This is a genomic window from Paenibacillus sp. NPDC058177 (genome assembly GCF_042883835.1).
Taxonomy (GTDB): Bacteria; Bacillota; Bacilli; order Paenibacillales; family Paenibacillaceae; genus Paenibacillus_AQ; species Paenibacillus_AQ agri.
Map to the genome: position 1 here is coordinate 1 of NZ_JBHVVB010000002.1, position 24,811 is coordinate 24,811.

Consider the following 24,811-nt stretch of genomic DNA (forward strand, 5'->3'; position numbering starts at 1 on the left):
GGGTTTGGGTTTGGGTTTGGGTTTGGGTTTGGGTTTGGGTTTGGGTTTGGGTTTGGGTTTGGGTTTGGGTTTGGGTTTGGGTTTGGGTTTGGGTTGTGATCCAGTAACGGGATTTTCTCCTGTTATTTTAGCTAATATTTGCTTTTCGCCTCAATTAACAGGAATTTCTCCAGTTATTCATCCCCTGTTTGGCAAAAAAGCCAATATCGCAGCTTATTAGCAGGAGTTTTTCCTGTTAATACTTTCAAAAGTGCCCAGAAGACAAAATTAGCTGGAACTTTTCCTGTTATTTATCTGCACAATATGGCATATGGCTGTATTGCAATCTGCGTTGGAGAATTTCAGAGCTTAGAGCTGCACACATCAGAGTTCGGCACACTTCTGTCCTCACACCTGGTCCTCACACCTGAGTTCGTACACCTAGTTCGTACACCTAGTTCGTACACCTAAGTTCGGACAACCAAAGTCCACACACTCGTCTCTGAACGCACAAAAAAACCGGGGCATCACGCCCCGGCTTTCACACATATACCGTATAGTCTCTTTGCTGCAGCAGGATCTTGGCTCGCTCCATGTCCGTCTCCTGACGGAAGGACAGGCGCATGATCCCGGGAACATCTTCCCGGCTCTCAATAATCTGCACGTTGCTAAGGTTGATACCCTGATCGCCCAGTTCGGTCGCAATCCGTCCGATAATACCCGGATGGTCCGGCACATCAATATGAAGGTCGAACAACGGCGTGATGATGCCCTTACGCCGCTCCGGAAGCTGACTGCGGAAGCTGTTCGCTTCGTGAAAAGCCTGTTCAATCCCCGTTCCATCTCCGGCCTCCAGCAAGCCGATAAAAGCATCGACCTCCTGGTTCCAGTCCTTCAATAGGCGCAGCATTACAGAACGGTTGTTGAGCAGAATATCACGCCAAATCACAGGATCACTGGAAGCAATCCGTGTAATATCACGGAAACCACCCGCAGCTAATGTGCTATATAGCGAATCCTTATTGTCATAAGCATGAATTTGGTTCACCAGCGCCACAGCTATGATGTGCGGCAGGTGGCTAATGGCACCAACGATCTCGTCATGGTGCTCCGGGTCCAGCCTTACAATCTGTGCTTTCGTATGTAAAAGCAGAGATGACAATGAATGATAAGCCTCCTCCGGTACATCAGGTGGAGGTGTTAGTACATAGTATGCGTTCTCGAACAAGAGTGAAGAGGCTGCTTCCACCCCGGAACGCTCGGAGCCTGCCATCGGATGCCCACCAATAAAGTGCACATCCGGCAAATCAAGCGTGAGCGCACATGCGGAGATGCTGGCTTTGGTGCTGCCGACATCTGTAATGATGCAGCCTGGTTTCAGTGGGAGCTTACTGAGCTGAATAAGGTATTCCTCCAGCAGTCCTACAGGTACACATAAAAAAATAAAATCGGCATCAAGTGCCGCTTCCTCGACAGAAAGCGTGGCATGATCAACCACGCCTCTGCTAAGGTATTTCTGAACGAGTTCAGGACGGTGGGCATGGCCTACAACGGTCAGGCCCTCCTTGCCTTTAAAGCAAAGGGCCAGAGAGCCTCCGATCAGACCGACACCGAATATTGCTATTTTTGTCGTCATGTTCTTTGAACTACCTGCCTTCTGTGTTTTCAGTTCACTTGTATCACGTTATGCCAGTACACCTTGCTCGGACAACACAGCTTCGAGCGCAGCGATTAGGGCTTTATTCTGCTCAGTGGAACCCACCGTAGCACGAATGTAAGTCGGATACACTTGATGACCTGCTCTGACGATGACCCCTTTGCGAAGTAACGCATCAAAGATCTCCAGTCCAGGTTTACGCACATCCACCATAATGAAATTACCGTGCGCCGGGAAAGATTTCAGACCAAGGCGTTCAAACTCCCCTTGAAGCTGCACAATGCCGGCACTGTTAAGACGACGACATTCTTGTACATAGTCCTGATCCTGCAGAGCAGCCAGCGCTGCTGCCTGAGAAACTCTGGTTGTATTGAATGGCTCGCGCACCTTGTTGATCAACGAAATGATAGCTGGGCTGGCAACACCGTAGCCAATCCGCAGAGCAGCCAATCCGTAGATTTTGGAGAAGGTACGCAGCACTACAAGATTAGAATAGGTGCCTAGCAGCTTGATACCATCTGTGTAGGACAGATCGGTAACGTACTCGCAGTATGCCTCATCAAGCACAACCATGACATGTGCAGGCACTGCATCCAGGAAGGCAAGCAGAGCATCATGCGCTACAATGGTTCCTGTAGGGTTATTAGGGTTGCAGATCCAGATGATCTTGGTGCGGTCCGTAACACGGGCCAGGATGCCATCTAGGTCATGTGTCCCGTCGATCAGCGGCACTTCAATTGTAATCGCGCTTTCGATGTCCGCATTGCTCTTATAGACAGAGAAGGTCTGATCAGCCATGATCGTCTCATCGCCAGGCAAGAGGAATGCACGAGTGATCAACGCGATGATTTCGTCGGAGCCACAGCCAAAAATAATATTGTCATTCTTCACGCCAAGATGGGCAGCCAGCGCAGTTGTCAATTCAACAGCCGACCCGTCCGGGTAAAGATACAGATTGTCCAGTTCCTTGATAATCGCGGCTTTCGCGCTGGGCGAAGCCCCGTAAGGATTCTCATTCGAAGCCAGCTTAATAACTTCCTTTAAGCCAAGCTCTCTTTTAACATCTTCAATAGGTTTCCCTGGTTTGTAGACTGGCAAGTCTACGATATTCGGTTTAGGATTCATGAACCGTCCTCGCTCTCCATATTGTAGTTATGGTTTTAATTGTGCCACAAATTCACGAATTTGCAACAGCCCCGCCTGGCGAGTGGAAGGGTTATCCAGCAGAGGAATCACATCCTCCACTTTGCGGACGATCGCACTGCCCACCACAACCCCGTCACATATCTTGGCGAAGCGGGCTACCTGTTCACCCGTCGAGATTCCAAATCCCACAGCAACCGGAAGATCTGTCGCTTCGCGTACGGATTGGATAAAGGCATCGACGCCTTCATGAAAAGATGACCGTTCCCCCGTAACACCCAGCGAAGATACGCAATACACGAAACCGCTGGCCCCGTTCACAATTCGGGCGATACGTTCGCTAGAGGTTGGAGCCACCAGCGGTACTAGATTAATTCCGGCGGCGCGGCTGCGGCGGCGCATATCCTCCGCTTCCTCGATGGGTAGATCAGGAATAATCAGGCCACTGATTTCATGAGCGTCGAGTTCGGCAAAGAAGTTGTCCAGGCCCATTTGCAGCACGGGATTGTAGTAGGTGAACAAAATGAACGGCAGCTGGCTGCCGGCTTGACGCGCTTTGAGCGCGGTCTCCATACAAGTGCGGATATTAACCTGTCCGCGCAGCGCCCGTGTGGAAGCCCGCTGAATGACCGGACCGTCAGCAAGCGGATCGGAATAAGGTACTCCCAGCTCCAGGATGTCCGCTCCGGCGGCTTCCAGTTCGGCGATAATGGCCAATGTCGTCTCCAGATCCGGATCACCCACGGTAAGAAAAGGAATCAACGCCGTACGTCCTTCAGCCTTCAGCTTCCGGAACACCAGATCCATCCGGTTCGTCGTTTCGGTTGTCATGCTTTTTCCGCCCCTTCCGTGTACGCCATAATCGATTCTACATCCTTATCGCCACGGCCGGACAAACAGATGACTACGATATCATCCTTCGTCAAGGTTGGCGCAATCTTCACTACCTGAGCAATGGCGTGAGCCGACTCCAAGGCAGGAATGATACCTTCTGTGACACACAGCAGCTTGAGAGCATCCAGCGCTTCAGCATCGGTGATCGGTACATACTGCGCACGCTTGATATCCTTCAGATAGGAATGCTCTGGTCCAACACCCGGATAATCCAGACCTGCCGATATGGAGTGAGCTTCCTGCACCTGGCCATATTCATCCTGCAACAGATAGCTCATCGAGCCCTGGAAGACCCCATGGGTTCCCTTGCTCATGGTAGCTGCATGATAAGGCGTGTCCACCCCTTTACCCGCTGCTTCAACACCGATCAGTCCAACATTCTCATCTTCCACAAAAGGATAGAACATCCCGATGGCATTGCTGCCTCCTCCGATTGCCGCGACCAGCAGATCTGGCAGACGGCCTTCGGCCTCCAGAATCTGACGGCGGGTCTCATCCCCGATCACCCGCTGGAAGTTGCGGACCATCATCGGATACGGGTGCGGTCCTACCGCTGAACCCAGTACGTAGAATGTATCATCTACATGACTGACCCAATAGCGGAGTGCTTCGTTACCGGCATCTTTGAGCGTTCGCGTACCGGAGGTTACAGGAATAACCTCTGCGCCAAGCAGCTTCATGCGGAAAACGTTCAAGGCCTGACGGCGAGTATCCTCCTCACCCATGAATACCTTACACTCCATCCCGAGCAGTGCTGCCACAGTAGCGGTAGCAACACCATGCTGGCCTGCACCGGTCTCGGCGATCACCTTCGTTTTCCCCATCTTTTTAGCCAGAATCCCTTGCGCAATAGCGTTGTTGATCTTATGCGCACCGGTATGGTTAAGGTCTTCCCGCTTCAGATAGATTTTGGCTTCGCCCAGATGCTTGCTAAGGCGTTCCGCGTAATACAACGGCGTCTCCCGTCCGGAGTATTGCTTGAGCAGATAATCTATTTCTTCCTGAAAAGCAGGGTCTGCCGAATGCTTGCGGTAGGCTTCCTCCAGCTCAATCAGTGCATTCATCAAAGTCTCGGGTACGAAGCGGCCCCCGAAAGAACCGAAACGTCCATGCTGATCCGGTACCTGTGTCATGATTGCTTCACCCTTTCCACAAAAGCGGTCATTTTGATAATATCCTTGATGCCGTCGCTCTCTACACCACTGGAGACATCTACGCCGTCCGGCGCGTATTGCTCCAGTAGCTCCCCAACATTGCCGGGATGAAGCCCGCCGGCGACAAACAGCGGCAGTCCATGTGCAGCAGCCGCTTCTCGGTAAGCCGGTATCAGTTCCCAGGCAAAGGTTCGGCCGGAACCCCCACTCTGCAAAGGATCGTAGGTATCCAGCAGGAGCGCATCTACACTCCCTGCGTACAATTCAAGAGAAGCCAGACCTTTACCGGCAGCAGCACCGTCCGTCTCCTGCACCGATAGGGCCTTCCATACCTGAGCTTCAGGAAAAGCAAGCTTCACCGCCCGGCAAAATGCCGGGCTCTCATTCCCGTGCAGCTGAATGACATCCAGCTGCACGACATCAAGCAACTCTCTGAGCTCTGCCAGCTCAGGATTGACAAAGACACCGGCAGCCTTGGGAATGCTGCCGGTCTTCCAATTCCGCAGCTCCGCAATCAGCGCTGCGGCTCTTTCCGTCGTCACGTTTCGACGGCTGGGAGCAAAGACGAACCCGATATAATCCAAAGGCAAGCGCTCCATAGATTTTAGCACTTCAACGTCCTGAAGTCCACAGATTTTTACCTTTGTCTCAGCCATGACGGACACGGCCCTTTCCTTCGGGTAGAGGACCCAGCAGAACATTCACTGCAGTCTCTACATCTGGCTGGCGCATCAAGTACTCTCCGACCAGCACACCCTGCGCCCCTGTTGTGGCTAAATAGGCGATATCCGCAGGTCCGGCAATCCCGCTCTCGCTGATCACCGGCACACCCGCCGGAATTTCTCCGGCCAGCTCTGCTGTGGTGGCAAGCGAAGTCTCGAACGTCCGCAGATTACGGTTATTGATCCCCAGCAGCACATGTGGGGCCGTTCCTTTTCCGGTATCCAATACAGTCGCAAGCTCGCTGCGATCATGTACCTCAATCAGCACATCGAGACCAATACTGGCAGCTGTATCTGTGAACGAAGCCAATGCTGCCGGTGTCAGGATAGCCGCGATCAGCAGCACCGCGTCCGCGCCAAGCAGGCGGGCTTCATAGATTTGCTTTTCATCGATGATAAAATCCTTACGCAGCAGCGGTAGTCCAACTGCCTCGCGAACCTGCTGCAGATAAGCGCCGCTGCCTTGAAAATATTCCTTGTCCGTCAGCACGGACAAGCAATCCGCGCCTCCTGCTTCATAACCCCTGGCAATGGCAACAGGGTCGAAATCGGCACGGATCAAGCCTTTGGAGGGTGATGCCTTTTTCACTTCGGCGATCAGTCCCATTTCCCGGTTCCTGCGGCTCACCAGGGCTTCACGGAAGCCTCTGGTTCCCGGCAGTGCTGCAATATCGCGTTCAGCCTGGGCTAGCGAAAAGCTGGCCGCCAGCGTCTCTACTTCTTTAATTTTGGTGGCAACAATTTTATCAAGATACATAGTTAAGTTCCTCCGTCATCGCTACAAGCTGTTCCAGCTTGGATAATGCCTGCCCTGAATCTACTACTGCCTTAGCCTTCTCCACGCCTCCGGCCAGCGTATCGGCAAGACCTGCTACATAGATGCAGGCTCCCGCATTTGCCAGAACAATATCCCGGTATGGGCTGACTTGGCCTTGCAGTACCGATGTAATAATTGCTGCATTCTCAGCTGCATCTCCACCCAATACGTCTTCCAGCGGATGCATGGTGAGACCCAGCTCCTGTGGCGTCACCTCATAGGTGCTAACCACACCATTCTTTAGCTCCGACACCAGTGTCGGTGCCGAGATACTGATCTCATCCAGACCATCCAGGCTGCTGACGACCATAGCCCGCTTGGAGCCAAGCTCCTTCAGTACAGTCGCTATGGTTGCTGTCTTGCTGCGGTCATAGATGCCAAGAAGCTGGCGGTCTGCACCAGCGGGGTTAGTTAGTGGACCAAGCATGTTAAATACTGTACGAACACCCAGCTCACGGCGTGGTGCCGCCGCATGCCGCATGGAGGGATGATAGATCTGTGCGAACAGGAAGCAAATGCCGATACTGTCCAGACATTGACGTGCCTGCTCGGCATTGAGATGGATATTAACGCCCAGAGCTTCCAGCACATCAGCACTGCCAGCGCGTCCTGAGGCCGAACGATTGCCGTGCTTGGCGACCCTTACAGACGCTGCAGCCGAAATAATCGCCGAGACTGTGGAAATGTTGAACTTATGAATACCCGAGCCGCCTGTGCCGCAAGTGTCCAGTAGACGGGCACTCTCTGTAGATACATGCGTACCGAAGCCGCGCATCGCTTCCGCAAACCCGGTAATTTCATCTACGGTTTCCCCTTTAATCCGCAGTGCGGTTAGTAGGCCACCAATCTGTGCAGAAGATGCCTTTCCGTCCATAATCGCGCCCATAATGTCCCGCGCCTCGTTACGGGAAAGATCCTTGCCTTCTATCAAACCGGCGAGTCCCGATTGTATCAATTTCGTTGCCTCCATGCTCTCTTCCTCCTGTTCAGTTGAATGATTCTATCAAGGGGTATATTCATACATGTAATCCTGATTGATTACCTGTTTCTCTTTGACTTGTGCCGGAAACATCGCTTCTGCCATCCGGATCGCCTTCAGCATGCCTTTCGCCTTGTTCATTGTTTCTTCGTACTCTTTCTCGGGAACGGAATCCCACACAATTCCCGCCCCAGCCTGCACATAGGCTCTGCCTTCACGGAAAATAATGGTGCGGATCGTGATGCAGGAGTCCATGTTACCGGAAAACCCGAGATAACCTATAGCGCCTGCATAAGCGCCCCGTGCTTCCTGTTCCAGCTCCGCGATGATTTCCATCGCCCGTAGCTTCGGTGCGCCAGAGACTGTTCCCGCTGGCAAGCAGGAAAGGAAGGCATCGAAGAAATCTTTGTCCTCGGCCAGTGTGCCCGACACTCCGGAGACCATATGCATAACATGCGAGTATTTCTCAATCTCCATGAATGAATCGCATTTTACGGTGCCGAATTTCGAGACCCGCCCAAGATCATTACGTCCAAGATCGACGAGCATCAGATGCTCGGCGCGCTCTTTTTCATCCTCCAGCAATTCGGCAGCCAGCGCACGGTCCGCAGCTTCATTTGCACCTCTGGGACGGGTTCCGGCGATCGGCCGTGTCTCCACCCTGCTGCCATCCACTTTAACCAATGCCTCTGGCGAGGTGCCGACGATGATCTCCTCATCCATTTTCAGATAATACATATATGGTGAAGGATTAAGTGTTCTCAGCAGACGGTAGACATGAAGCGGTGAGACCTCAGTTTCAATATGCAGCCGTTGTGACAGCACCACTTGAAAAATATCTCCGGCCCGGATATACTCCTTGGCCTGCTCCACATTGTTCATATACTGTTCCTTCGTCAGATTTGAGTGGATATCTCCCAGCTCAATATCTTCAGGAAGACTGCGCTTGTTAACGTTCTCCTTGGGCCCTTCTTTCTGCAATTCTTCGGCCATTTCCTCCAGACCCGCACTAAGAGCCTCATAACTTACGCGAATGTCTGCATCAGTGTCGCCGTCCTTAATATGCAGATTGCCAATCAGCAGAAGCTGCTGTTTCACATGATCGAACACAATAATCCGGTCGCAAAACATAAAACGAATATCATCCATCTTCAGATCATCATTAGCATGCGGGGAGAGCTTCTCGTAATACTGCAGCAGATCATATCCGAAGAATCCGATAGCTCCACCTGTAAACGGAGGCATCTCAGGCAGCTTGGGACTACGGTAGGAACGAAGTAGCGCCTTAAGCTCCTCTATCGGCTTGCCTTTCAGGTGCTTTTTCTCACCGCCAACCTCTACCTCGATCACTCCCTTTTTGCCGGAGATCAACAGGAACGGGTCGCTGCCAATGAAGGAATACCGGGCCCACTGGATGCCGCCCTCCACACTTTCAAGCAAAAATGCGTGGTCACGTGAAGCAAAACGCTGGAAGAGCCGGATCGGCGTCTCCATATCGGCAAGCAGCCGTTTTACGACAGGGATCAGATTATAGTCCCGCGACAGTGCCACTACTTGTTCAACACTCGGATTCGTCATTGGGTTACCTCCTGAGGGAATGGTTGGTTTATAAAAATCAAAAAAACCTCTACCGAAGTAGAGGTTTGTGTAAGTAAGTATATGAAATAGAGCATAGGACAATCAGCAGCGCATTTGCAGAAATATCCCTAAATGGCTGCACTGAATACACTTATCCCGTAATCAGTCAACTCAAAAAAAGAATCTTTCTCACTCTATGCTCTCAGCTAATCTCATCTAAATCCTGTACTCAACTCAGCTATACTCATCTCAACTAAACTAAACTCTGCTATACTCGGCTAACTACACTATACATGATGACAGAGGTCACTGACAACCCCGAATCATTAATTTATGACTTGGTCTGTGATAAGTCTGGACGAAGCTTGCGCGCTTCATTCAAATAAACATGATGGATCTCACGCTGTGCCTTCTCCGTATTAACCTGTACCATCAGACGGATACATTGGGGCAGGCTGCCCTTGACCGGAATCTCAACGGCACACATCAGCGGCACCATTTCCCAGCCTTCCATCTCCCGAATGGCTCGGGCCGGGAATGTAGCATCCAAGTCCTCAGTCATCGTAATCCAGACACTGCAAATATCCTCGGCAATAACATCATTGCGTTCTACGATCTCCCGCAATAGCACAACGGTCTCCCGCAGAATCTCTGCCTCTTCATTGCCCGTCACGGTTGTTGCTCCGCGAATCCCCCGGTTTACCACGGGCTCCCCTCCTTCTTGAGCTGTGCAATAACCTCGCGTACCAGCGATGCCTGCACATCATCCACAATACTTACCGCCCCGATATCATCCGGTACGATAAAGGTCATTCGACCTTCTTTGAATTTCTTGTCATGCATCATCGCTTCCATCAGCTCGTCCTCACTGTACTCGGCAGGAAGAGTGACTGGAAGTCCAAGTGACGTCAGCATGGAGACCGTCTCATCATAGATAGATTTGTCACGACCCAGCTTCACAGCCAGAAGTGCCGAACCTGCCATTCCAATAGCAATGGCTTCCCCATGCAGGAATACTCCATAGCCGCCAACCGCTTCAATCGCATGGCCAATTGTGTGTCCAAGGTTCAGAATGGCACGCAGACCCTGCTCACGTTCATCGGTTGACACAACCTGAGCCTTAATGGCACAGCCGCGTTCTAACGCATAACCTAGAGCTTCAGGCTGCAGTGCCAGCAGTTCAGCCGCATGCTCCCGACACCAGTAAGCAAAATCCTTATCCAGGATGAGGCCATGCTTCACTACTTCCGCAAGGCCGGAAGAGACTTGACGTGCCGGTAATGAAGCCAGCGTATCCAAATCATAGAGCACCATTGACGGCTGATAAAAAGCACCGATCATATTCTTCGCCAGCGGATGATTCACTGCCACCTTGCCGCCTACACTACTGTCATGTGCCAGAATCGTTGTAGGAATTTGGAGGAATCCGATTCCCCGCATGTAAGTTGCGGCCACGAAGCCTGCCAAATCACCAACAACACCACCGCCCAGGGCCAGCACCGCCGAACGGCGGTCCAGTCCAGCCTGGATAGCTGTAGTCATTACCTCTTCATAGACGGCCAGCGACTTGGAAGCTTCACCAGCTGCAATAATGTGATGAACAACAGTATATCCATAGTCCCTCAAGGCAGCTTCCAATGCTGGAAGGTAGCGCGGGGCTACTTCTGAATCGCTGACGATCAGCAGCGGGCTGCGAACCGGGAATCCGGCCTCCGCACATCGCTCGCCAATCTCTGCCAGCAGGCCGCTGCCGATATGAATCGGATAAGAACGTTCACCCAATTCCACCCTGATGCTGCGCATGACTAGTAACGCTCCAGTTGGGCGAGGTAGTTGTCATAGTTGGCCTTGATTTCTTCCATGGAATCTCCACCGAATTTGTCAAGGAAGCCTTTCGCAATCTCCCATGCCACAACATTCTCCAGAACTACACATGCTGCTGGCACTGCACAGGCATCCGAACGTTCAACTTGGGCCGTGAACGGCTCCTTCGTGTCAATATCCACGCTTTGCAGTGGCTTGTAGAGCGTAGGGATTGGCTTCATAACGCCGCGAACCACTACCGGCATGCCGTTGGTCATGCCACCTTCAAAACCGCCCAGACGATTGCTCGCCCGGTAGTACCCTTTGGAGGCCTCGTAGGCAATCTCGTCATGCACCTGCGAACCGCGCAGCTTGCCTGTTTCAAAGCCGATACCGATTTCCACGCCCTTGAACGCATTGATGGACATTACCGCTCCGGCAATGGCACCATCCAGCTTGCGATCAGACTGAACATGGCTGCCTAGTCCGATAGGAAGACCTTCAACAATACACTCGACGATACCTCCGATGGAGTCGCCTTCTTCTTTGATCTTGTCTATGTAGGACTCCATTTTTTGTTCTGTCTCTTTATCCACAACTCTTACAGAGGATTCCTCTGTACGGGCGATCAATTCATCGATAGGCAGATCATTCGCAGGCGCTTCAATCTCGCCGATTCGAATAACCTGTCCAGCAATTTTCACGCCAAACGCCGCCAGAAACTGTCTGGCTACCGCGCCGCAGGCCACTCTTGCTGCCGTCTCACGTGCGCTGGAGCGCTCCAGTACATTACGAAGGTCGGTATGGTTGTACTTCAAACCACCGTTAAGATCCGCATGACCTGGACGTGGGCGATTAACCCGGCGTTTCTCTTCGTCGCTGCCAGGAATCGGCTCGATGTTCATGATATTTCTCCAGTGCGTCCAGTCCTTATTCTCTACAACTAGCGCTACTGGCGCACCTGTGGTGTAACCATGACGTACCCCCCCAACAATCTGGGCGGTATCTTTCTCAATTTGCATCCGCCGGCCACGGCCATATCCTTTTTGACGGCGCTGCAATTGGAAATTCAACTCTTCAAAATTCAGTGTAAGATTGCTTGGCAATCCCTCGATAATGGCAGTAAGCTGGGGGCCGTGCGTTTCCCCCGCTGTTAAATAGCGTAAACTCATGCTGCGTTCCCCCTTCACACTTTTAAACTGTAAACCGCTAAAATGTTGATGATCTTTGCTCATTATAGTATAGGGAATCCGCTTTGACAAGGAAGTCAGTTCCTTGTAGAGATCCTTCCAGGAAGTTAAAAAGCGCCGCCTATACCCTTTTGGGTATAAACGACGCCGCTCTGGGCCCGGATGATGCAGATCAGCTTCCGACACGCCGTCTGCCCTCGGGCAAGACTTTATTGTCCGCCTCTAGCTGTAACAGGGTCTTAAGCTGCACATCATCCATGCCGAGAATTTGCCCGCACTCACGAACGGTAATGAAACCGCGCCGATAGGCGGCAATAACCTTACTTTTGTCCATCAGTTAAACGACCTTTCGCTTCGTACTGAGAATGCTATCTAAGATCCAGTATCGCTGGAACCAGTGCAAAGTATACGTACAGGCTGCTTAAAAGATGGAAAAGAAGATTTTATTTTTTCCGGTAGAAGAACGTTTCCGTCGTTTCAAAGCCATACTGGCCCGGGGTGAAAATCTGCTCCGTGCTGCCGACAAAAAGATACCCGCCGGGACGAAGGCTTTGCGCGAATTTGTGATACAGCTTATGCTTCGCTTCCTCCGTGAAATAGATCATCACGTTGCGGCAAATAATGAGGTCGAACCCGTCATCGAACTTGTCCAGCAGCAGATTCTGCTTGCGGAAATCGACATGCTTCTTCACAGAATCGCTGACCTTGAGAACCGGACCTTCCGGTGCAAAATAGCGGGCCGCCACATCCTGTGGCACATCCTTAATGGAACGCTCCAGATACAGCCCCTGCTTCGCCTTTGCTAAGGCACCATCATCAATGTCTGTAGCAAGAATACCCGTCTGCCCCAGAATGCCCTTATCAGACAAGATCATCGCCAGCGTATACGGCTCTTCCCCGGTCGAACAGGCAGCGCTCCACAGCTTCAGCTTGCGGCTGGAACGTTCCAGTTCTGGAAGGATGACATCCCGCAGCACTTCCCAGCGATTAGGATTACGCCAAAATTCGGAGACATTGATAGTCATCCGATCCAAAAATTCGTAGAATAAGGCCTTGTCCTTAAGCATCGCCGCGTAGAAATCGGTGAAGCTTCTATAATTATTTTTCATCCGCAACGTGGTCAGACGACGCTTCATCTGCGCTTCTTTGTACTGAGCCAGGTCGATACCTGTGCTCTGCTTGACGTTATGAATAAACCCGAGATAATCCGGGTCTGTTGTTACTGTTTGATTATCAAGATCAGACATTCTATCTCCTGCCTCCCGCCCGAAACTTACATCCAGACTGCGATGTCTTTGTTATACTGCACCAATTCTTCGGGAGCAAAGAAATTGGCGATTTCCCGTTCCGCACTTTCCGGCGAATCGGAACCATGAATCAAGTTAAGCGGGGTGTGACTGGCAAAATCACCGCGGATTGTTCCCGGCAGTGCCTCCCCAACCTTGGTCTTGCCGATGAGCAGACGACTCAGGGCAATCACATCATCGCCTTCCCAGACCATTGCAAATACAGGACCAGACGTAATGAAGCCCACCAGCTCATGGAAAAAATCCTTGCCTTCATGCTCTGCATAATGTCTCTTGGCCTGCTCTTCCGTAACTTGAATCAGCTTGGCAGCAGCCAGCTTAAAGCCCTTATCTTCCAGACGGGCTACAATCCGCCCGATCAATCCGCGCTGAACACCGTCCGGCTTAATCATCAGATATGTTTTTTCCATAGGTCACTCTCCATTTTCCTATACATAGGATGGGTGTTTATGAGAATTTAAGGAAGTATATACTTTCTGATATTAGCAGAAACCGGGCAATATGTGAACGCTTAAATCATTTAATAAGCCCGACCTGTTACGAAAAAAGCAATATCACGAAGGCTTCGCTTCGTCTTGTTATTCGGCAGTGCTTCAAGCGCAGTCAGAGCCTTCTCAATATAACGGGAAGCCAGATCCTCGGCCCTGGTAATCCCCTCTCCCGACAGAATCAGGTCGATGGCACGGCCTACCCCTCTTTGACCTTTGCGAATAGCATCCAGCTCCTCCAGCAGAGGAAGCCGTAAGCGCTCATCCTCCAGACTATAAATGACAGGAAGGGTGATGTTGCCCTGTCGCATATCACTACCCGGCGGCTTTCCGATTTGTTTCTCCGTCCCGGAAAGATCGAGCAGATCATCACGGATCTGAAACGCCATACCGACGTTGTATCCGTAATTATAGAGCAGCCGCGCCACCCCTGGCTCGGCATCTGCAGCAAGCGCGCCAAGCTGGCAGCTGATCGCAATCAGCAGTGCTGTCTTACGGCGGATACGCCGCAGATAATGGCGTACACTCTGCCCGCTGTTAAAAAAATCCCGGATCTGCTCCATCTCTCCGATAGACATTTCCACCATCGCTCTGGATAAAATCTCATGAATGCGCGGATTCTTCAGCTCAGTAGTCATCACAAGCGCCTTGGCGTAGATATAATCCCCTGTGTACATGGCAATTTTATCATCCCACTTGGCTTTGACCGTTTGCTCACCGCGGCGCAGCTCGGCATCATCTATGACATCATCATGTACTAGTGAAGCGCTGTGAATCAGCTCCAAAGGAACAGCCACCCGCTTCAGCTTCTCCAGGTCATAGGTTCCGAATTTGCCGCCCATGAGTACAAAGACAGGGCGCAGGCGTTTGCCCCCAGCCTTCAGCAGATGCAGCGAGGTCTCGGTCAGCAGTTCGTTGTCACCCTGAACACTGCGGTACAGTTCTTTTTCAATCTGGTCCATATCCTTATTTAGCATGCCAAATATTTGCAGTCGTTTCATTCCTTCACCCGTGTCAGCAGATTGTGGCTCCAAAGCTCCATCTTCACTTCCTGCGGCAGCAGGCCCATTTCATAGGCATAGCGGAAATAGAGGTTTAAACCTTCCTGCTGCCTTTCTTCAAAGTCATAACACAAATTGCGGAAGTATCCGTACCAGTAAACCTCCGTACCGCCAACCGTACGCATGGCTTCGGACACAATCGGAGCAAGATCACGCACCCCACGCCGTTTGCTCTCAGCAAAGGCTTCTGCGATCTCCGCGACCGCAGCGAATTTGTTACGCGCCGCATCCCGGTTCACAGCCCAGACTGCAAAGGTCATGCCAAGTCCGGTCCACTTTTTCCAGAACTCACCGAGATCTGTCACCAAATACCCCTTATTCTGCCAGGAAGCCTTGATGGCATTATCACCGATCAAGAGACAGGCGTCGGCGACCTCCATCATTGCGTCCAAATCAGGTTCTGCACTTATGTACTGCGGGCGTCCTCCGATAGCCTTCTGCATAATTATCTTCAACAGATTGGTCGAAGTTGCCGATGTGTTGGTAACCGCTATGATTCCATCCGCAATTTCTTCCAGCGGCTTCTTGGAGAACAGCAGGATGGACCTTACAGGTCCGTCTGAACTGACCGACAGAGAGGGAAGCAACAACAGACGGTCACTGGCCTCAGCATAAGCGAAGGAGGAAAGTGCACCCACATGAATGCTCCCCTCACTCATGCCCCGGTTCAGGACGGCTGGCACCTCACTGACCATTGTCGCCGGATGTTTCAGGGAAGAAGGATGAAAGTTGTGAAAGACCGGCCATGAGTTGGTATAACTTATTTTTCCAATTACAGTAGCACTGTTGCTCATCTCTTTACTCCCCCCATCTACGGAATAGATGATGTTCAATATTTAAGTTATCCAGTACCTTGCCGACCATAAAGTTAATCAGATCGTCCATGCTCTGCGGTCCATGATAAAATGCCGGCATGGCCGGAATGATGCGAACACCCAAACGGGCCAGTTTCAGCATATTTTCCAGATGTATCGCATGCAGTGGCGTCTCGCGTGGTACCAGCACCAGCGGCCGTCCTTCCTTCAGCATGACATCCGCCGCACGACTCATCAAGTTATCAGAAGCGCCATTGGCTACTGCGGAGAGTGTGCCCATGGAGCACGGCATTATAATCATGCCTTCCACACGAAAAGATCCGCTGGCGATCGAAGCTCCGATATCGGCAACAGGGTGATAATGCAGAGAACCGGGATGGCCTTTGAACGTATCGTTCAAAAAGCCTTCCCGGTCTGTGACGGCGAAGCCCAGCTCCTCCTTGAATACACGCCAGCCGGCAGTACTTACCACAAGATGCACGGTATGCCCCATGGACAGCAGGGTCTCCGTCAGGCGAACGCCGTATACCGCGCCGCTCGCCCCCGTAATGCCCACAACAAAACTTTTAGGTGTAGAAGTAATCATTTATAGTATTGCACCACCAGGTCAATCAATGTGAATGAGAAGACGACGATGCTGAGCACGCCGTTCATGGTGAAGAAAGCAGTCTGCAAACGACTTAAGTCATTTGGGGTAACAATATAGTGCTCATAGAACAGTATAATGTACGCAATAATCATTCCAGCTGCATACCACCAGCTCAAATTGGTCATGAAGAGCAAAGAAATGAAGCCAACACTGGTCAAAATATGAAATACGCGGGCGATAACCAGCGCCTTAGCCACGCCAAACCGCACAGGAATGGAATGCAGTCCTTCCTTCTTGTCGAACTCCACATCCTGACAAGCATAGATAACATCAAAGCCTGCAAGCCAGAAAACAATCGTAAAATAGAATACCATGGAGGTAATATCAACAGTTCCGGTTACTGCCACCCAGCCGCCGAGTGGAGCTAGCGCCACAGTCAATCCAAGAATAAGATGACATGCCCAGGTAAAACGTTTGGTAAAAGAATAAAAAACAAGTAAAAAGACGGCTATCGGTAATAACTTCATCGACAGCGGATTCAGCTTATAAGCAGCCCAGAAGAGCAAAAAGAACGAAACAGCGATAAAGATGACGACTTCCCCGACCTTGAGCAGGCCTGCCGGGATGGCTCGTCCCGCTGTACGCGGATTTTTGGCGTCACTGACCCGGTCAATTAACCGGTTTAAGCCCATAGCCGCGCTTCGTGCGCCAAACATTGCCACAACAACCCAGCCAATCTGCGCCCAGGACGGCAGCGTACCAAACATAACCACCGAACCGAGTAATGCGCCCATAAATGCGAAGGGCAAAGCAAATACTGTATGTTCAAACTTGATCATTTGCAAAAAGATGCCGATTTTCTTAAACATCTCACTTCTCCTTGAGCCCAATGTGTAGTGCCGCGATGCCTCCGGTCAAGGGGAAGGATTCCACTTTGTTCAGTCCGGTTTCACGGAAAATAGCAGCCAACTGCTCCCGGTCAGGGAACAGAGCCAATGATTCGGGCAGCCATCTGTACTGCTCATAGCGCTTCGCAAACAGCTTGCCCATTAAAGGAAGGATTCTTTGGAAATAAAAATAATACACACCCTTGAAGGGCTGTGTCATCGGCTTGGACAGCTCAAGACACACAACCATCCCGCCCGGCTTCACCACGCGCTGCATCTCTTTCAAGACTTGCACAGGATCAGGAACATTGCGGAGGCCAAAGCCGATTGTTGCATAGTCGAAGGAATTATCGCCGAACGGCAGCTCCATCGCATTGCCTTCGACCAGCGAAATACGGTCCTGCAGGCCGCGCTCCTCTATCTTACGTTGACCAACCGCCAGCATGCCCGCACTGAAGTCGAGACCCATCACAGAGCCCGTTTCACTCTTCTCGGCCAGGGCGATGCTCCAGTCACAGGTGCCGCAGCACAGATCTACAGCGGTATCTCCGTGACGCATAGCCATTTTCTTCATTGCAAATTTCCGCCACGACTTGTGGCGCCGGAAGCTTATAATATCATTCATGACATCATATTTGCCGGCAATACTCTCGAATACAGAATGTACAAATTGCTCCTTAGGTTTGACTCCGTCCCCCTGGACGGAAGCCGTTGTCTTCTCCATCGTCATCATTACCCCTCCACGGCTGCTTGTCCCGGAATTTCTATCTGCAGCAGGAAGACATCAAGCAAGGCATTTAGTTCAGTAAGAAGCCCCTCATCCTTTACTCCCTGCAGCAGTCCCTGTATGGACTGGATACATTGATGCAGCTTGTCCGTCAGCAGGGAATCACATTTATACTTCATCATAAGCTTCTTCCAATCCTTCAGATCGAATTCTCTTCCCCGCAACAACCGCTGCTCCTCTTCAGACGCCGTCTCCAGCATCTTCCAGTAGCTGTAACTGTCCAGTGCTTGAGAGAGATCATTGCTGCGTCGCAGTTCCGTAGCCAGCGCCTCACACAGGCTGATTTCGGCGAGTAGCTTCTCCCACAATCCGGCAAGTACGGGCTCGATCTTAGGTGTAAAAGAAAGAAACAGCACCATGTTGAGCTGTGCCTTGTACCGCAAATATTCATCAGCAGAAAGCAGCATGCCCTTCATCTTTCTGTAGAGCTGGGCTTTAGTGATATTAAAGTCGGCAATTGCGTTACTTAGTGTACCGACAAGCTCCACTTCACCGCGCTTTGACAGCAAATGGTAGAACCAGCTGCTGAAATAATCACCAGCCAGCACTTTCAATTGACGAGAGCGCATAAGATCGCCGCCAGGATCATTCTCCGACCGATCAATTCCCTCATGGGTATCAAGACCAAGCTGCGCCAGCGCAGTTACCAGCGTGTACAGCTCACTGTTCTGTCCTTCAGCAGAGGAGCCCCGGTTCAGAAAAATATATAACAAATGACTCCGGCCATCGGAAAACGGCGGCAATTCCGTGTGCCGCTGAATCATGTCGTAGTCAGTGTAGGGTTTAGCCAGTTGCGGTATGCGGTACGGTTTCATTTCAGCCTCCGAAGCCATTGACGTTATTACTATATCTTTGCTCACAATCTTGTCTATTATATCACATGTTTTTTTGTGACGCACGATAACGCGTCCTAGTTTCTTTTACCCAGATCAGGGAGAAATGAACTGGTTTTTCCACAGGTCGCTTTCGCTAATCCTGAAACTGCTTTTAAGATGTTCCGAGAGGGGACGATTCCCCGTGTTCAGAAGTTCCTTTTGCAGTTCTCCCAACCATTCACGCCGGCGAATGTCTCCAGCCAGCAGTAATCTGCGTGTCTGGGTCCACTTGTCTTCGGCAACTACACGCAGCAGTAGCTGATTCACGTTGGTGGTATCCTGAATAGCAAAAGCTACTGCCTGAGCCATATTACGATACAGCTCCTCTGGATCGTGATCATTGCCTGTTACCATCAGATCCAGGGATAACACCCCGTTCTCCCAGCCAACACTGCCAATGGTTAGCGTCAGGGGGAGCGTACCTATAGCATCCACAAGGTTAGTGTCATCCAACACCATATCGCTGTCTTCACTGAAGGTCTCAACCGCTCCGCGATCCTGCCGGAGGGATGATTCCAGATCTGCCAGCCGCGGCAGCAGTATAGCCGAGCCAGCAGTCAACAGCAGCAAGGCACCGATCCACCAAGTTTTATTCATAGTCACGCCCCCCTCCTATCCATCGTTTCCGCCTCATTGTCTGTTTATACGAAAAGACATACTGAATCAATTTCATAATGCGGATTCCACTTATGGATTTATGAACTCGATTCATACTTACTTATATTTCGAAAAAAAGCAGGCTATGCCTGCTTTTCAGCTCTCGCTCTCCAGTTGTCCGTGTTTACTCCATATTTCGGCTTTTCCGCGGATTTTCATCGCTGAGGTATGATCGGTAAACTGGGCGATCAGCACCTCGCCTTTATCCAGCTTTTCTGTATGGTGAAACCGTGTGTCCAGACCACGTGTCAATCCAATCACCTGTACTCCGTTTTCCTTAGCCTTGATCACGATGTAGTCGCTTCCTGAGGGAAGCGGGTTCCCGCCATTCTTGTTCTCCGTCATCTCTGATCCTCCTCTGAGCCTATTGGTCTGCCCTAATACTGCTTCCAAAAACAAATGCCGCCTGGGAGGGCGGCATCGTGTTTGTCGAAAAATCGGGTCGATATGTAGAAATCTTTATTTGATTCCGTCTTTAAGCGCCTTACCCGGTTTGAACGCTGGGACCTTGCTAGAAGGAATTTCGATTTCTTCACCAGTTTGAGGGTTACGGCCTTTACGTGCAGAACGCTCGCGCACTTCAAAGTTTCCGAATCCAACCAGTTGAACTTTGTCACCGTTTTGCAGAGCTTCCGCGATGGCTTCAAAAACAGCATCTACCGCTTTAGTAGCATCTTTCTTGGGAAGTTCAGTTGCTTCAGTAACAACATTGATCAAATCAGATTTATTCATATCTTTTCACCTCCCTGGGCAAATTTCCGGTATCATTCACTCTTTCCGTTTCAACGCAAAATATACGTGATAATCCCGTTTATTAAAGTACAATGGCGCCCTTAGACCCTAAAAGCGCAACAAACTTATAGTAATACAGCCCATCCATAATTTCAAGGCGTTACTTAAAAAAGGAGCAGAAAGTATCAGCCGGGATCGGGATGTTGCATGATTTCCTAGCCCTATGCTGACATAAAAGCAACTGTAACAAACAAAAAAGAGCAGGATGATCCCTGCTCTTTCAGTGTGTCTATTCCGTTAAAGAATGATAGCAATCAGTCCGCCCGAACCCTCGTTGATGATCCGGCCCAGCGTTTCCTGAAGTTTATAGCGGGCATTGTCCGGCATCATCGCAATCTTGCCCTGAATACCCTCACGGACGATGGAGTGCAGTGACCGTCCAAAGATATCAGACTCCCAGATCTTGATCGGATCGTTCTCGAAATCCTGCATCAAATAGCGGACCAGCTCTTCACTCTGCTTCTCCGTCCCGATAATCGGCGAGAATTCCGACTCGACATCGACGCGGATCATATGAATGGATGGTGCTGTTGCTTTCAGCCGGACCCCGAAGCGTGAGCCCTGCCGAATCAGTTCCGGCTCATCCAGCGCCATTTCAGCTAGTGAAGGTGCGGCTATACCATAGCCTGTGGTCTTGACCATCTCCAGCGCCTCGGAGAAGCGATCATACTCGCGCTTGGCGTGTGAGAACTCCTGCATAAGCTGCAGCAGATGATCCTTACCGCGAATTTCGACCCCGACCACTTCCACCAGAACCTGATCGTACAGCTCTTCTGGAGCAAACAGGTCAATCTCGGCTACCCCTTGCCCCATGTTCATCCCACTGAGGCCGGCTCTTTCGATAAAATCATATTCCGTGAACTGGGACACCAGCCGATCGACATCGCGCAGGCGGCGAATGTCTTTGACCGTATCACGAACTGAATTCTCATAGCTGCTGCGCAGCCAGTGGTTCTCGCCAAGGACCATCACCCAGCTCGGCAAATTCACATTCACTTCATGCACAGGGAACTCGTAAAGTACTTCGCGCAGGACGCCGGTCACATCATCCTCCGACATGCTGGCTGCACTAAGGGTCATGACCGGAATATCGTATTTGAGGGCAAGTTCGCTGCGAAGCTGCTGCGCTTCCTCACTGCGAGGACGGGTAGAGTTGATGACAAGCACAAACGGCTTGCCTACTTCCTTCAATTCGGCAATGACGCGTTCTTCAGAATCCACATATGAAATGCGGGGGATTTCGGCGATGGTGCCGTCGGTAGTAACTACTACGCCCAGTGTGGAATGCTCTTGAATGACTTTGCGGGTACCAATCTCCGCCGCTTCCTGGAACGGAATCGGTTCTTCGAACCACGGCGTCGAGATCATCCGCGGACCGTTCTCGTCTTCATAGCCTTTGGCCCCATCAACTGCATAACCAACACAGTCGACCAGCCGGACGTTTACCTCCAGCCCTTCCGCGACCTTGATTTGCACCGCATTGTTAGGGACGAATTTCGGTTCTGTTGTCATAATCGTTTTTCCGGCTGCACTTTGCGGAAGCTCATCAACTGCTCTTACCCGATCTGCTTCACTCGTGATGTTGGGCAAAACAATGGTTTCCATGAAGCGCTTAATAAATGTTGATTTACCCGTGCGGACCGCGCCGACGACGCCAAGATAAATATCTCCGCCGGTTCGCTCGGCAATGTCCTTGAAAATATCGACTTTTTCCAAAAGAGATCCCCTCCTCATATACTTCCGAAGAAAAAATGCCTGCAGAGCATCGACTTCGCGTTCCGCCGGTAATCATGTCCCTAAGCAGGACACTAACCGGACCTTCGTATGCCCGCTCGTAGCTTAGCCGCTTGGCGATACGGAACGTACGGTCCCGCGCTAAACTCCGAATGCTCGGACATGCATTTGGACTAGTATCATCATATGTATCCGGTACGGATTTATGACCTGCTTTCGCGCAATTTCGTATAAAATCATAAAAAGAGGACTCTGCGCTTAGGGTGCGGGCCGGCCAAACGCCCGGAAGCTTTCTCATCAATCATATGAGGAGGGCAACTCTGATAGAACCGTATAACTAAGGTCACAAAAAGAAACAGCCACCCAACAAGGGCAGCCGTATTCAGAGGGCAATTTGATTTGTAATTAAACTCAACCCGGAGGCTGTGGAACAGGTTGACCATTGATCCACTGGTAGGGAAGAGACTTCACAGGGACATAATAGGAGGCCTGCTCCAGTTCAAGTCGCAAATCCTGCCCATCTTTATGTTCTCCACCATTCTTGTCAATAGCGTTCATAATATCGAATACATAATCAACGTACACCGTGCCTTCACGATCCATAATAAATTCAAGAGGCTGGCCGGAGTATACGCTGTTCAGGGTAATGGAGGCCGAGCCCGCCTTCTTGGCATCAATGGTATGCAGACCAGGGTATAACTCCTCTGCTACCGGCAGCTTGCCCCCATGAGAAGACTTGTAGCGGTTCACTTGGCGCTGGACATCATTAACCTTCTGTACGGTCACTAGGTCCATGACTTTCACCTTAGGATCAGTTTCTTCATCCAGGAGTAGAAAATAAGCACTGCCGCCCTTCTCAAAGGCGGTGGCCGGGATGTCGTCCAGATAACCCTTTTTGTTCAGCTTGTCCAGATCAATTCTGAACTTCTCATATCTTGGTGTTGTCTCGTCAGCATTCAGGATCGGGAGCAGTTCCTCCTCCTGCTGGTAATCGTCAACCGCAGCTTGTATCCGCTTGACACTCTCACGGTAATTCACCCCTGACTGCCGTTCCGTTTCCCCTGGATACATACAGCCGGAAAGAGGAAAAGACAGCAGCAGCAACAGTCCCATGAGGCTTCCAGCCGCTCTGAGCCCCTTCCTTTGCAAGATGTATTTCAACAGATGTTCCCCTTTCTCTATGAATGTATCTGCTCATTATTACCATAGCTCGTCTTCTTCCCCGCGCCGGGCGGCTTCCAGTTTCCGCCGGACCGCAGCTTTGAACGGGTCCTCCGGCACAATGACCGTGACGTCACCCCATACAGCGGCCTGACAGGCCAGGCGCTGCCCCTGCCCGATGGCGCTTCCAAGCTTTCTCCGTTCCGCCTCTGAAGGCGGTCTTACGCCTTCTGCCTGCTCGGGATCTATTGTAACCTTGCACATCAGGCAGCCGGCCTTGCCGCCGCAACGTGTTGCGATCGTTACACCAGCCTTGCGGGCAGCTTCCAGTAGAGTTACACCCCGGTTCACAACCGCATGACGCCCGTCAGGTTGAAACACTACTGTACTTCCTTTTTGCGATATCATGCTGTCCTTCCTTTCCTTACGCATTTGCCCTCGTAATATCCAGTTGCCCTTCCAGTACAGACATGTGGGACGGTCCCCATTGATGATGTTGGATGAGTTCCTGTAAGGGAGGCAAATGGCGCGGCATATCCATTCTCATCACGGAAGAGATGGCTTTATAACGATCTGCACGACTTCTAAGGATATTGAAAACCAACTCGTGCGCCAATGGCATCAGCCTCAGCATTCCGATCTCTGGAATTACTTGCAATGAGGCATGGCGCAATAAGCGGACTGTCTCTACAGAATAACGGGAAAGTCCTCTGTAAATCTGAAAACCGCACACAAGCTCCACACTCATCCCGCCGATCCGGTAATGACTGAGTAAGGAATAGCAGCCGTTGCTACGGTCTTCCACAGGATTATCTACAGCATAAGCGCTCATGGCCTCATGAAGCCGCTCAGCGGCCCCCATGTCGGCATACAGGTCAATGTCCTGCGGCTTTCTCCCCAGCGCCACTCCATGCAGCAGCAGCCCGCAGCTCCCGCCCAGCATCCAGATCGGAGGGTTGTCCTCCCATGTGAAATCCAGTAAATCGGCTACGCTACGTAAGGCCGCCAGCAGTTCCAGAGATATCTCTGTTTCGGCCATATCATCACATCCATCCCTACAAAATCGTGATACGATTCCTTCAGAACTTGTCTATGAAGTTAGTCCATGTTGTTATGTAACTGCTTACATAATTGAAGCTGCCCCGCCTAAAATACCGATCACCATTGTCAGAAAAGCAATGACCGACAGAATAGCCCGAACTACGCCCTTAGTCTTACTGCGGGCGAAGGTAATCAGGAATACAGACAATCCCATCACTAGGATCGCAATCAGGGACAACCACATTTTTGTCATTGGATCCATGGCTGAACTCCTCCCATTCGGCTGCAATGTATAGGGACTATTATATCATGAAAGATATCCAATTCTGCAAAAAAAAGAGCAAAAGTACCGGAATACTGCTGATTCCAGAATCTTTTGCTCTTTTGCCAGGCCATAACGCTATTTTTTCAGGATCAGTTTCATTAAAGACTCCATCGAGCCTGAAGTAGCCCCGCCTTTTTGGACAGCATTAACAATACTCTTTACCGTCTCTTCACTGACCGGTACTTTGGCCATTGATGACACCTGCTTGATCAACTGGCGGAGCTGGGCTTCATTCTGCGTGGTTCCCGGCTTGACAGTACCGGCAAGTTTTTTGATGGCGCCTTCGGTGATGTTTTTCCCCGTCTTCTTGTTAATGGCGTTCAAAGCGTCCTTGGAAAAATTTTTGCTCACTTCTCATCCCTCCTCCGTCAATCCC

The 24,811-nt window shown here is 51.0% G+C and carries 30 protein-coding genes; 1 reads left to right on the forward strand and 29 read right to left on the reverse strand.

Going from position 1 to position 24,811, the window contains the following annotated elements; translation table 11 throughout:
* Positions 1–220 (forward strand): hypothetical protein (locus ACFVU8_RS09985; protein WP_387427250.1); only part of this gene is annotated, 220 nt, incomplete at its 5' end.
* Positions 221–520: 300 nt separating this feature from the next.
* Here ACFVU8_RS09985 and ACFVU8_RS09990 read toward each other — a convergent pair.
* The 29 genes from ACFVU8_RS09990 to ACFVU8_RS10130 form a co-directional block, all read right to left on the reverse strand.
* Complete coding sequence (locus ACFVU8_RS09990) at positions 521–1,615, reverse strand: prephenate dehydrogenase (protein ID WP_379465546.1); 1,095 nt, start codon at positions 1,613–1,615, stop codon at positions 521–523.
* Between the two features lie 48 nt (positions 1,616–1,663).
* Complete coding sequence (gene hisC, locus ACFVU8_RS09995) at positions 1,664–2,761, reverse strand: histidinol-phosphate transaminase (RefSeq protein WP_387427252.1); 1,098 nt, start codon at positions 2,759–2,761, stop codon at positions 1,664–1,666.
* A 27-nt stretch (positions 2,762–2,788) separates the two neighbouring features.
* Positions 2,789–3,610, reverse strand: a complete 822-nt coding sequence (trpA, locus tag ACFVU8_RS10000) for a tryptophan synthase subunit alpha (RefSeq protein ID WP_066363241.1) — start codon at positions 3,608–3,610, stop codon at positions 2,789–2,791.
* The gene (gene trpB / locus ACFVU8_RS10005; RefSeq protein WP_175373686.1) at positions 3,607–4,806 is read right to left on the reverse strand and encodes a tryptophan synthase subunit beta; all 1,200 of its coding nucleotides are present in this window, start codon (positions 4,804–4,806) and stop codon (positions 3,607–3,609) included. Before trpB ends, trpA begins: the two co-directional genes overlap by 4 nt.
* Complete coding sequence (locus ACFVU8_RS10010) at positions 4,803–5,483, reverse strand: phosphoribosylanthranilate isomerase (RefSeq protein WP_379465550.1); 681 nt, start codon at positions 5,481–5,483, stop codon at positions 4,803–4,805. Before ACFVU8_RS10010 ends, trpB begins: the two co-directional genes overlap by 4 nt.
* Entirely contained in the window at positions 5,476–6,306 is an 831-nt protein-coding gene (gene trpC / locus ACFVU8_RS10015) for an indole-3-glycerol phosphate synthase TrpC (RefSeq protein WP_387427254.1), read from the reverse strand. The genes ACFVU8_RS10010 and trpC overlap by 8 nt, the downstream gene beginning before the upstream one ends.
* Positions 6,296–7,336, reverse strand: a complete 1,041-nt coding sequence (trpD, locus tag ACFVU8_RS10020; protein ID WP_175373689.1) for an anthranilate phosphoribosyltransferase — start codon at positions 7,334–7,336, stop codon at positions 6,296–6,298. The genes trpC and trpD overlap by 11 nt, the downstream gene beginning before the upstream one ends.
* A gap of 33 nt (positions 7,337–7,369) precedes the next feature.
* Positions 7,370–8,923, reverse strand: a complete 1,554-nt coding sequence (gene trpE, locus ACFVU8_RS10025; protein ID WP_379465552.1) for an anthranilate synthase component I — start codon at positions 8,921–8,923, stop codon at positions 7,370–7,372.
* A gap of 331 nt (positions 8,924–9,254) precedes the next feature.
* Positions 9,255–9,629 (reverse strand): chorismate mutase, encoded by a 375-nt coding sequence (gene aroH, locus ACFVU8_RS10030; protein ID WP_379465553.1) that lies wholly within the window; start codon positions 9,627–9,629, stop codon positions 9,255–9,257.
* Positions 9,623–10,726, reverse strand: a complete 1,104-nt coding sequence (gene aroB / locus ACFVU8_RS10035) for a 3-dehydroquinate synthase (RefSeq protein WP_379465554.1) — start codon at positions 10,724–10,726, stop codon at positions 9,623–9,625. The genes aroH and aroB overlap by 7 nt, the downstream gene beginning before the upstream one ends.
* A gap of 2 nt (positions 10,727–10,728) precedes the next feature.
* Positions 10,729–11,898, reverse strand: a complete 1,170-nt coding sequence (gene aroC / locus ACFVU8_RS10040) for a chorismate synthase (RefSeq protein WP_387427256.1) — start codon at positions 11,896–11,898, stop codon at positions 10,729–10,731.
* Positions 11,899–12,088: 190 nt separating this feature from the next.
* On the reverse strand, positions 12,089–12,250 hold the full coding sequence (locus ACFVU8_RS10045) for a hypothetical protein (RefSeq protein ID WP_175373693.1): 162 nt from the start codon (positions 12,248–12,250) through the stop codon (positions 12,089–12,091).
* A gap of 109 nt (positions 12,251–12,359) precedes the next feature.
* Positions 12,360–13,163, reverse strand: a complete 804-nt coding sequence (locus tag ACFVU8_RS10050; protein WP_387427258.1) for a CheR family methyltransferase — start codon at positions 13,161–13,163, stop codon at positions 12,360–12,362.
* 26 nt (positions 13,164–13,189) lie between these two features.
* A complete protein-coding gene (ndk, locus tag ACFVU8_RS10055) occupies positions 13,190–13,633 on the reverse strand; it encodes a nucleoside-diphosphate kinase (protein WP_175373695.1) in 444 nt (147 codons plus the stop codon).
* A gap of 110 nt (positions 13,634–13,743) precedes the next feature.
* Positions 13,744–14,712: a polyprenyl synthetase family protein gene (locus ACFVU8_RS10060; protein WP_387427260.1), complete on the reverse strand. Its 969-nt coding sequence runs from the start codon at positions 14,710–14,712 to the stop codon at positions 13,744–13,746.
* A complete protein-coding gene (locus tag ACFVU8_RS10065; protein WP_387427262.1) occupies positions 14,709–15,566 on the reverse strand; it encodes a menaquinone biosynthetic enzyme MqnA/MqnD family protein in 858 nt (285 codons plus the stop codon). The genes ACFVU8_RS10060 and ACFVU8_RS10065 overlap by 4 nt, the downstream gene beginning before the upstream one ends.
* A gap of 4 nt (positions 15,567–15,570) precedes the next feature.
* Positions 15,571–16,173, reverse strand: coding sequence for a UbiX family flavin prenyltransferase (locus ACFVU8_RS10070; RefSeq protein ID WP_379465558.1), 603 nt, complete (start codon positions 16,171–16,173; stop codon positions 15,571–15,573).
* Positions 16,170–17,045: a UbiA-like polyprenyltransferase gene (locus ACFVU8_RS10075; RefSeq protein WP_379465559.1), complete on the reverse strand. Its 876-nt coding sequence runs from the start codon at positions 17,043–17,045 to the stop codon at positions 16,170–16,172. The genes ACFVU8_RS10070 and ACFVU8_RS10075 overlap by 4 nt, the downstream gene beginning before the upstream one ends.
* Before the next feature lies 1 nt (position 17,046).
* A complete protein-coding gene (locus ACFVU8_RS10080; RefSeq protein WP_175373806.1) occupies positions 17,047–17,793 on the reverse strand; it encodes a demethylmenaquinone methyltransferase in 747 nt (248 codons plus the stop codon).
* A 2-nt stretch (positions 17,794–17,795) separates the two neighbouring features.
* Positions 17,796–18,665: a heptaprenyl diphosphate synthase component 1 gene (locus ACFVU8_RS10085; RefSeq protein WP_379465560.1), complete on the reverse strand. Its 870-nt coding sequence runs from the start codon at positions 18,663–18,665 to the stop codon at positions 17,796–17,798.
* Positions 18,666–18,779: 114 nt separating this feature from the next.
* Entirely contained in the window at positions 18,780–19,322 is a 543-nt protein-coding gene (locus ACFVU8_RS10090; protein ID WP_387427263.1) for a hypothetical protein, read from the reverse strand.
* A gap of 156 nt (positions 19,323–19,478) precedes the next feature.
* Complete coding sequence (mtrB, locus tag ACFVU8_RS10095) at positions 19,479–19,727, reverse strand: trp RNA-binding attenuation protein MtrB (RefSeq protein WP_175373702.1); 249 nt, start codon at positions 19,725–19,727, stop codon at positions 19,479–19,481.
* Between the two features lie 114 nt (positions 19,728–19,841).
* Positions 19,842–20,114: an HU family DNA-binding protein gene (locus tag ACFVU8_RS10100; protein WP_066363296.1), complete on the reverse strand. Its 273-nt coding sequence runs from the start codon at positions 20,112–20,114 to the stop codon at positions 19,842–19,844.
* Positions 20,115–20,411: 297 nt separating this feature from the next.
* The gene (gene spoIVA / locus ACFVU8_RS10105; protein WP_379465562.1) at positions 20,412–21,890 is read right to left on the reverse strand and encodes a stage IV sporulation protein A; all 1,479 of its coding nucleotides are present in this window, start codon (positions 21,888–21,890) and stop codon (positions 20,412–20,414) included.
* Between the two features lie 429 nt (positions 21,891–22,319).
* Positions 22,320–23,069 (reverse strand): hypothetical protein, encoded by a 750-nt coding sequence (locus tag ACFVU8_RS10110; RefSeq protein ID WP_387427265.1) that lies wholly within the window; start codon positions 23,067–23,069, stop codon positions 22,320–22,322.
* A gap of 39 nt (positions 23,070–23,108) precedes the next feature.
* Positions 23,109–23,477 (reverse strand): 2Fe-2S iron-sulfur cluster-binding protein, encoded by a 369-nt coding sequence (locus ACFVU8_RS10115; RefSeq protein ID WP_379465564.1) that lies wholly within the window; start codon positions 23,475–23,477, stop codon positions 23,109–23,111.
* A 16-nt stretch (positions 23,478–23,493) separates the two neighbouring features.
* A complete protein-coding gene (locus tag ACFVU8_RS10120; protein WP_379465565.1) occupies positions 23,494–24,108 on the reverse strand; it encodes a nucleotidyltransferase family protein in 615 nt (204 codons plus the stop codon).
* An 84-nt stretch (positions 24,109–24,192) separates the two neighbouring features.
* A complete protein-coding gene (locus ACFVU8_RS10125; RefSeq protein ID WP_066363310.1) occupies positions 24,193–24,372 on the reverse strand; it encodes a DUF2768 family protein in 180 nt (59 codons plus the stop codon).
* Between the two features lie 138 nt (positions 24,373–24,510).
* Positions 24,511–24,786, reverse strand: a complete 276-nt coding sequence (locus ACFVU8_RS10130; protein ID WP_175373706.1) for a stage VI sporulation protein F — start codon at positions 24,784–24,786, stop codon at positions 24,511–24,513.
* Positions 24,787–24,811 lie beyond the last annotated feature (25 nt).